At 61.1% G+C, this 8,555-nt stretch carries 7 protein-coding genes; 4 read left to right on the top strand and 3 right to left on the bottom strand.

Features of this window, described 5'->3' with window-relative positions:
- Window positions 1-24: 24 nt before the first annotated feature.
- The 3 genes from WA145_RS14700 to phhA all read right to left on the bottom strand — a co-directional run bounded on the left by WA145_RS14700 (window position 25) and on the right by phhA (window position 2,427).
- Complete coding sequence (locus tag WA145_RS14700; protein WP_422582295.1) at window positions 25-1,218, bottom strand: amino acid aminotransferase; 1,194 nt, start codon at window positions 1,216-1,218, stop codon at window positions 25-27.
- Window positions 1,215-1,568, bottom strand: a complete 354-nt coding sequence (locus WA145_RS14705; protein WP_422582296.1) for a 4a-hydroxytetrahydrobiopterin dehydratase — start codon at window positions 1,566-1,568, stop codon at window positions 1,215-1,217. The genes WA145_RS14700 and WA145_RS14705 overlap by 4 nt, the downstream gene beginning before the upstream one ends.
- 73 nt (window positions 1,569-1,641) lie before the next feature.
- Window positions 1,642-2,427, bottom strand: a complete 786-nt coding sequence (phhA, locus tag WA145_RS14710; protein WP_422582297.1) for a phenylalanine 4-monooxygenase — start codon at window positions 2,425-2,427, stop codon at window positions 1,642-1,644.
- 258 nt (window positions 2,428-2,685) lie between these two features.
- Here phhA and WA145_RS14715 point away from each other — a divergent pair, with 258 nt between their 5' ends.
- The 4 genes from WA145_RS14715 to WA145_RS14730 form a co-directional block, all read left to right on the top strand.
- Window positions 2,686-4,239 carry a sigma-54-dependent transcriptional regulator gene (locus WA145_RS14715; protein ID WP_422582298.1) on the top strand — a complete coding sequence of 518 codons (1,554 nt, stop codon included), beginning with the start codon at window positions 2,686-2,688 and terminating at the stop codon, window positions 4,237-4,239.
- Window positions 4,240-4,585: 346 nt separating this feature from the next.
- Window positions 4,586-6,541 carry an acetate--CoA ligase gene (gene acs, locus WA145_RS14720; protein ID WP_422582299.1) on the top strand — a complete coding sequence of 652 codons (1,956 nt, stop codon included), beginning with the start codon at window positions 4,586-4,588 and terminating at the stop codon, window positions 6,539-6,541.
- Window positions 6,542-7,066: 525 nt separating this feature from the next.
- Entirely contained in the window at window positions 7,067-7,846 is a 780-nt protein-coding gene (locus tag WA145_RS14725; RefSeq protein WP_422582300.1) for an ABC transporter substrate-binding protein, read from the top strand.
- 194 nt (window positions 7,847-8,040) lie between these two features.
- Window positions 8,041-8,555 (top strand): ABC transporter permease (locus tag WA145_RS14730; protein ID WP_422582301.1); only part of this gene is annotated, 515 nt, incomplete at its 3' end.

An 8,555-nucleotide genomic window follows, 5' to 3' on the forward strand; every position in this document is an offset into this window, starting at 1 on the left:
CTCCTACAGGGTCGTCTCAGGCTGTTAGCCGCACACTCGGGCAATCGCGCTGGCCAACTGATCCAGGCGCTCGGCGTCCAGTCCGGCCATATTCGCCCGGCCTGAACCGACCATATACACGCTGAACTCATCGCGCAGGCGCTGCACTTGCACCGGCGAGAGGCCGGTGTAGGAGAACATCCCGCGTTGCACCGTGATATGCGCAAAACGCTCGCTCAGGCCATGGGGTTGCAACGCTTCGACCAGGCCGGCGCGCAGGCTGGCGACGCGCTGGCGCATGGCGTCCAGCTCGCTGACCCAGCGGCTGTTTAGCTCACTGTCAGCCAGAATAGTGGCGACCACTGCCGCGCCGTGGGCCGGCGGGGTGGACCACAGATTGCGGGCGATAAACGCCAGCTGGCTGCGTACATCCTGCAGCTTCGTTGCAGTCTGCGCACAGACGATCAGCGCGCCGGTGCGTTCGCGGTACAGGCCGAAGTTTTTCGAGCAGGAGCTGGTAATCAGCAGCTCGGGCAGCTCACTGGCAAACAGGCGCACGGCGAAGGCGTCCGGCTCCAGGCCATCGCCAAAGCCCTGGTAGGCGAAGTCGATCAGCGGCAACAGCTCGCGGGCCTTGACCACCTCCAGCACACGCTTCCAGTCACGCGGGGTGAGGTCGAAGCCGGTGGGGTTGTGGCAGCAGGCGTGCAGCAGCACCACATCGCCCTTGGGCACATGGGCGAGGGCGGCAATCATCGCCTCGACATTCAGTCGGTTGTCTGCGTCGACATAGGGGTAATGGCCGACGCGTAGGCCGGCGGCGGCAAAGATGCTCTCGTGGATCGGCCAGGTCGGGTCACTTAGCCAGATGCCACGGCCCGGTAGGCAGTGGCCGATAAAATCCGCACACAGGCGCAGGGCGCCGGTGCCGCCGGGCGTCTGAGTGGTGCCGGCGCGCTCGGCCAGCAGTGGGCTGTCCACACCTAACACAAGCTGGCTAAGCAGGCTGCCGAACAGCGGGTCGCCATGGCCGCCGATATAGCTCTTGCTGGTTTCGCGCTCCACCAGCCGCTGTTCGGCCAGTTTTACCGCACGGGGAATCGGCGTTAAGCCCTGGGCGTCCTTGTATACGCCCACGCCAAGGTCGAGCTTGGCCGGGTTTCTGTCGGCGCGGTAGGCGTCCATCAGGCCGAGAATTGGGTCGCCCGGCACCCGCGCGATGCTGTGGAAATGGCTCACTTGCGGCCCTCGGCGCTGGCGGCCAGCACATCGGTGCGCGCGGCCATGATGAAGTCGTTGCGGTGCAGGCCGCGCATCTCATGGCTCCACCAGGTTACGGTGACCTTGCCCCATTCGGTGAGCAAGGCGGGGTGGTGGCCAACTTCCTCGGCGATGGCGCCGACTGCATTGGTAAAGGCCAGGGCATGGCGGAAGGTGCGGAACAGGTAGATCCGCTCCAGCTCCATATGGTCGCCGCGTACTTCGATATTCCAGTCCGGGATCTCGCGGATCAGTTCGGCCAGTTCTTCATCGCTGACTTTCGGCGCATCGGCGCGGCAGGCTTCGCATTGGGCTTGGGCAAGGGACATTGGGTTTCTCCAGGGATCAAAGGTGAGTCGTAGGATGGGTATCGCTGCGCTCAACCCATCCTACAAGAAGCGGCTACGCCGCTTTCGGGGCAAACTTCGGCGCATGCAGACCCAGCTGCATGGCCTGTTGCACCATGGCCATGATGTCTTCATGGGCCAGTTCGAACAGGCGCTTAAGCTGTGGCAGGACAAAATACAGCGGCTGCAGGATGTCGATGCGATACGGCGTGCGCATCGCCTCGACCGGGTCGAAAGCCAGGCGCTGCGGCGCATCGGACAGGCAGTAAAGGGTTTCTTTCGGCGAGGAGAGGATGCCGCCGCCGTAGATGCGCTGGCCCTGGCTGGTGTCAACCAGGCCGAACTCGATGGTTAGCCAGTACAGGCGCGCCAGGTACACGCGCTGTTCCTTGCTGGCGGCCAGGCCGAGCTTGCCGTAGGTATGGGTGAATTCGGCGAACCAGGGGTTGGTCAGCAGCGGGCAGTGGCCGAAGATCTCATGGAAGATATCCGGCTCCTGCAGGTAGTCCAGTTCCTCGGGCGTGCGGATAAAGGTGGCCACCGGGAATTGCTTGCTGGCCAGCAGTTCGAAGAAGGTCTGGAACGGGATCAGCGCCGGCACCCGCGCCACCTGCCAGCCGGTGGTGCTGGCGAGCACCCGGTTGACCTCACCCAATTGCGGGATGCGCTCATGGGGCAGGCCGAGCTGTTCGATACCGTCCAGGTATTCCTGGCAGGCGCGGCCTTCGATCACCTTGAGCTGGCGGGTGATCAGGGTATTCCACACCTGATGCTCGGCTTCCGGGTAATGGATAAAGCCACTGTCATCCGGTTCGCGCGCCAGGTATTGCGTGTTCTTCATCACGGCCTCCTGCTGGGGCTTTGTTGTTGTATTGGATTCAGAAATACGCCAGCCACTGCAGTTATGCAGCCCAGGGCTGGACGTGGTGCGGGAGGAATGAGCGGTTATTTCGTAAAGAATTGGTTACGTGTGCGCCGATGTGGCGAAGCATCGTCTTGCCGCTGCGCTAATCTGTCACATATTCTTGACGAATAATCCGCCGCCTTCGTCGATTGTTCGCCGTTGGCGGCCCATAACAAGACCCACAAGAGCCCTGCCATGCGTATTAAAGTCCACTGCCAGAACCGTGTCGGTATCCTGCGCGACATCCTCAACCTGCTGGTCGATTACGGCATCAACGTTGCCCGTGGCGAGGTCGGTGGCGAGCAGGGCAATGCCATCTACCTGCACTGCCCGAACCTGATCAACCTGCAGTTCCAGTCGCTGCGGCCGAAGTTCGAGGCGATTTCCGGGGTGTTCGGCGTTAAGCGCGTGGGCCTGATGCCCAGCGAGCGTCGTCATCTGGAACTGAATGCCTTGCTCGGCGCGCTGGATTTTCCGGTGTTGTCCATCGATATGGGCGGTTCCATCGTTGCGGCCAACCGCAGCGCGGCGCAGCTCTTGGGCGTGCGGGTAGACGAGGTGCCGGGTATTCCGCTGTCGCGCTATGCCGAGGATTTCGATCTGCCGGAGCTGGTACGGGCCAACAAGTCGCGGATCAATGGCCTGCGGGTCAAGGTCAAGGGCGATGTGTTTCTCGCCGATATCGCCCCGCTGCAAACCGAGCATGAAGAAAGCGATGCCCTGGCCGGCGCGGTGCTGACCCAGCACCGCGCCGACCGGGTAGGCGAGCGCATCTACAACGTGCGCAAGCAGGAGCTGCGCGGCTTCGATTCGATCTTCCAGAGCTCCAAGGTGATGGCCGCCGTGGTACGCGAAGCGCGGCGCATGGCACCGCTGGATGCGCCATTGCTGATCGAGGGCGAAACCGGCACCGGCAAGGAGTTGCTGGCGCGTGCCTGCCACCTGGCCAGCCCGCGCGGGCAGTCGCCGTTTATGGCGCTGAACTGTGCCGGCTTGCCGGAATCCATGGCCGAGACCGAGCTGTTCGGTTACGGCCCAGGTGCCTTCGAAGGTGCGCGGCCGGAAGGCAAGCTCGGCCTGCTGGAACTGACTGCCGGCGGCACGCTGTTTCTCGACGGCGTCGGCGAGATGAGCCCGCGCCTGCAGGCCAAGCTGTTGCGCTTTTTGCAGGACGGCTGCTTTCGCCGGGTCGGCAGCGACGAGGAGGTCTATCTGGATGTGCGGGTGATCTGCGCCACTCAGGTCGACCTGTCCGAGCTGTGCGCCAAGGGCGAGTTCCGTCAGGACCTCTATCACCGCCTCAACGTCCTCAGCCTGCATATCCCGCCGCTGCGCGAATGCCTGGATGGCCTGGCGCCGCTGGTGGAGCACTTTCTCGACCAGGCCAGCCGGCAGATCGGCTGCCCGCTGCCCAAACTGGCAACCCAGGTGCTGGACAAACTCAGTCACTACCACTGGCCGGGCAATGTGCGGCAGTTGGAAAACGTGCTGTTTCAGGCCGTTTCCCTGTGTGACGGTGGCGTGGTCAAGGCCGAGCATATTCGCCTGCCCGACTATGGCGCGCCGCAGCCGCTGGGCGAGTTCTCGGTGGAAGGCGGGCTGGATGAGATTCTCGGCCGTTTCGAAAAAGCCGTGCTGGAACGCCTGTTCCACGACCACCCGAGCAGTCGTCAGTTGGGCAAACGTCTGGGCGTATCGCACACCACCATCGCCAACAAGCTGCGCCAGCATGGCTTGGGTAAGGAGTAGCGCAGCCTACGACCAAGGTGCAATAGCTCGGTGCGGCGTATCGGGCGAAAGTGACGGCGCTCTAATCCTGCGTGGTTTGGATGCAAGTGTTTTTCCATTCCTCTCCCTGGAATGATTTGGGTAGGCGGTCAGATGACCGCCTTTTTTATGGCGTGCCATCCCTGGCCGCCACCCTACGGGCCGTCGCTTCGCGACGTTAAAAATTGCTCCCGGCAATTTTTTTTGCTTGGAAAAAACCTCTGCAACCATGGTCTTAGAGCGTTAAGACCATGGTCGAATGGCTCAAAGGTGCGATCCTGGCTACAAAATAGCCCATAGAACAACAACTACCCGCCGAGGTGTTTTGATGAGTGCTGCGTCCCTGTATCCCGTGCGCCCCGAGGTGGCGGCCCAGTCGTTGACTGATGAAGCCACCTATAAAGCCATGTACCAGCAGTCGGTGATCAACCCCGATGGTTTCTGGCGTGAGCAGGCTCAGCGCCTGGACTGGATCAAGCCGTTCAGCAAGGTCAAGCAGACCTCCTTCGACGATCACCACGTCGATATCAAGTGGTTCGCCGATGGCACCCTCAACGTTTCCTACAACTGCCTGGACCGTCACCTGGAAGAGCGCGGCGATCAGGTGGCGATCATCTGGGAAGGCGATGACCCGTCCGAGCACGAGGAAATCACCTACCGCCAACTGCATGAGCAGGTCTGCAAGTTCGCCAACGCCCTGCGTGGCCAGGACGTGCACCGTGGCGATGTAGTGACCATCTATATGCCGATGATTCCCCAGGCGGTGGTGGCGATGCTGGCCTGTACCCGCATCGGCGCGATTCACTCGGTGGTATTTGGCGGCTTCTCCCCCGAGGCCCTGGCTGGACGGATTATCGACTGCCAGTCCAAGGTGGTGATCACCGCCGACGAAGGCCTGCGCGGCGGCAAGAAAACCCCGCTGAAGGCCAACGTCGACGACGCGCTGACCAACCCGGAAACCGCGAGCATCCAGAAGGTTATTGTGTGCAAGCGCACCGGTAGCCCGATCAAGTGGAACCAGCACCGCGATATCTGGTACGAAGACCTGATGGCTGTGGCGTCCAGCCATTGCGCACCGAAGGAAATGGGTGCCGAGGAAGCGCTGTTTATCCTTTACACCTCCGGTTCCACCGGCAAGCCCAAGGGCGTGCAGCACACCACGGCGGGCTACCTGCTGTATGCGGCGCTGACCCATGAGCGGGTGTTTGACTACAAGCCAGGCGATATCTACTGGTGCACCGCCGATGTGGGCTGGGTCACCGGCCACAGCTATATCGTCTACGGCCCGCTGGCCAATGGCGCGACCACCCTGCTGTTTGAAGGCATTCCGAACTATCCGGATATCACCCGGGTGTCGAAGATCATCGACAAGCACAAGGTCAATATCCTCTACACCGCGCCGACCGCGATCCGCGCGATGATGGCCCAGGGCGATGCGGCGGTTGCCGGTGCCGATGGCTCCAGCCTGCGCCTGCTCGGCTCGGTCGGTGAGCCGATCAACCCGGAAGCCTGGAACTGGTACTACAAGACCATCGGCCAGGAGCGTTGCCCGATTGTCGATACCTGGTGGCAGACCGAAACTGGCGGCATCCTGATCAGCCCGCTGCCCGGTGCTACCGCGCTCAAACCGGGTTCGGCGACCCGTCCGTTCTTCGGCGTGCAGCCGGCGCTGGTGGACAATATGGGCAACCTGATCGAGGGCGCTGCCGAAGGCAATCTGGTGATCATCGACTCCTGGCCAGGCCAGGCGCGTACCCTGTACGGCGATCACGACCGCTTCGTCGACACCTACTTCAAGACCTTCAAGGGCATGTACTTCACCGGTGACGGTGCGCGCCGCGACGAAGACGGTTACTACTGGATCACCGGCCGCGTTGACGACGTGCTCAACGTTTCCGGTCACCGTATGGGCACCGCCGAAATCGAAAGCGCCATGGTCGCCCATCCGAAAGTCGCCGAGGCCGCCGTGGTCGGCGTGCCGCACGACATCAAGGGCCAGGGCATCTATGTCTATGTCACCTTGAATGGTGGCGAGCAGCCGTCCGAGCAATTGCGCCAGGAATTGAAAAACTGGGTGCGCAAGGAAATCGGCCCGATTGCCTCACCGGACGTGATTCAGTGGGCCCCTGGCCTGCCGAAAACCCGCTCGGGCAAGATCATGCGCCGTATCCTGCGCAAGATCGCAGCCGCCGAATACGATGCACTCGGCGACATCTCCACGCTGGCCGATCCTGGCGTGGTGCAGCACCTTATCGACACTCACCGCGAGATGCAGGCCGCCTGACTTCGGTTAAACCGCCTGTAAGCAACGCCCTGTTTCGGTCACAAGCCGGGCAGGGCGTTGTGCTTTGTGCGCTGTTATCGATTTTCATCTGGGTATTTGCTTGTCACCTGGGCGTAACACTGCGCACTTTTATGGGGTGTGCGGGAACGTTTTGCGCCGGGGTGGCGCATGGCTCTGTGCGGCTGTGAAAATAAAACCTGTTACCAGGCCGCGAAGATAAAGGCCTTGTTAAAATCTGGCGCGTTAATTGCTTTATTTAATGGTTAACTTTCTTTTCTGTCCTCGCATAAATGTCGGGGGCTGTCAATATCCTCGCTGTACCCGTCCGGGCCTTTTGTAATTACTTGTCGCATTGAAGAAATATCGACTTTCGAGCTGTCGCTAGAATGCCGCTCACCCGGCTGGAGCCGTCCGGCGCCTGCGCAGCGCGCAGCTTGGCGGCGACTCACTACAATTTATTCATGGCTGGACGCTGTCCCACACTCACTGCCACCCGATGCCATTCCCATTCGAAGGAGTCACACAATGAAGAAGATTGCACTTCTCGGCGCACTGGCGCTGTCCATGCTGTCGCCGCTGGCCATGGCTGAAGAGGCCAAGTCCCTGCGCATCGGTATCGAAGCCGCGTACCCACCGTTTGCCTTTAAAACCCCTGAAGGTGCCATCAGTGGTTTCGACTACGACATTGGTGTCGCCCTGTGCGAAGAGATGAAAGTGGAATGCAAGTGGATTGAGCAGGAATTCGACGGCCTGATCCCCGCCCTGAAAGTGCGCAAGTTCGACGCCGTGCTGTCGTCGATGAGCATCACCGAAGATCGTCTGAAATCGGTTGATTTCACCGGCAAGTACTACCACACCCCAGGCAAGCTGGCGATGAAGGCCGGCACCGTGATCAGCGACCCGCTGGTTGATCTGAAAGGCAAGAAAGTCGGCGTGCAGCGCGCCTCCACCTACGACCGTTACGCCACCGATAACTTCGCTCCAGCGGGCGCCGAGATCGTGCGTTACAGCTCGCAGAACGAGATCTTCCTCGACCTGGCGGCTGGCCGGGTAGACGCCACCCTGGCCGATATCGTCAATATCGACGATGGCTTTATCAAGACCGATGCCGGTAAAGGCTTCGCCCTGGTAGGCCCGGACTTCAACGACACCAAGTACTTCGGCGAAGGTGCCGGCATCGCCGTACGCAAGGGTGACAAGGAGCTGGCTGACAAGATCAGCGCTGCCATCTTGGCCATCCGCGCCAACGGCAAGTACAAGGAAGTGCAGGACAAGTACTTTGACTTCAACGTCTATGGCGAGTGATTGAGTTCGCTCAGTCGCGTTTACTGAAAGTGGCGTAAACCAGCGTTACTCCGAGGGTTACGCCTCTTTTTTGTGACCACCGTGCCTGGTGGTCACCCTTCAGGCCGTCGCGGGGCAACGTCAAAAATTGCTCCCGGTAATTTTCTTGTTGTACTCCCAGGCGCCGTCCGGCGTTTGCATGAGGTAAGCAGAGCATGCTCAACGGCTACGGCTCGACCATTCTGGAGGGTGCTTGGCTCACCCTGATTCTGGCGCTGACGTCGATGGCAGTGGCCATCGTATTGGGGTTGCTGGGTGCGGCGTTTCGCTTGTCGCCCATCAAGTGGCTGGCGCTGCTGGGTGAAACCTACGCCACGGTGATTCGCGGGATTCCCGATCTGGTGCTGATCCTGCTGATCTTCTACGGCGGTCAGGACATGGTGAACCGTCTGGCGCCGATGCTCGGCTACGACGACTACATCGATATCAACCCCTTTATTGCCGGCGTGTTCACCATGGGCTTTATCTTTGGTGCGTACCTGTCGGAGACCTTCCGTGGCGCCTTTATGGCCATCCCCAAGGGGCAAGCTGAAGCCGGTGCGGCGTACGGCATGAGGGGCATGCAGGTGTTCTTTCGCATCCTGGTGCCGCAGATGATTCGCTTCGCCATCCCCGGGTTCACCAACAACTGGCTGGTACTGACCAAGGCCACCGCGCTGATTTCCGTGGT

The organism is Pseudomonas sp. (genome assembly GCF_049301935.1).
GTDB lineage: Bacteria > Pseudomonadota > Gammaproteobacteria > Pseudomonadales > Pseudomonadaceae > Aquipseudomonas.

Bases quoted from the DNA above. Each gene is read 5' to 3' on its own strand.
- WA145_RS14705 (WP_422582296.1), bottom strand. From the start codon at position 1,568: ATGTCCCTTGCCCAAGCCCAATGCGAAGCCTGCCGCGCCGATGCGCCG.
- phhA (WP_422582297.1), bottom strand. From the start codon at position 2,427: ATGAAGAACACGCAATACCTGGCGCGCGAACCGGATGACAGTGGCTTT.
- WA145_RS14715 (WP_422582298.1), top strand. From the start codon at position 2,686: ATGCGTATTAAAGTCCACTGCCAGAACCGTGTCGGTATCCTGCGCGAC.
- acs (WP_422582299.1), top strand. From the start codon at position 4,586: ATGAGTGCTGCGTCCCTGTATCCCGTGCGCCCCGAGGTGGCGGCCCAG.
- WA145_RS14725 (WP_422582300.1), top strand. From the start codon at position 7,067: ATGAAGAAGATTGCACTTCTCGGCGCACTGGCGCTGTCCATGCTGTCG.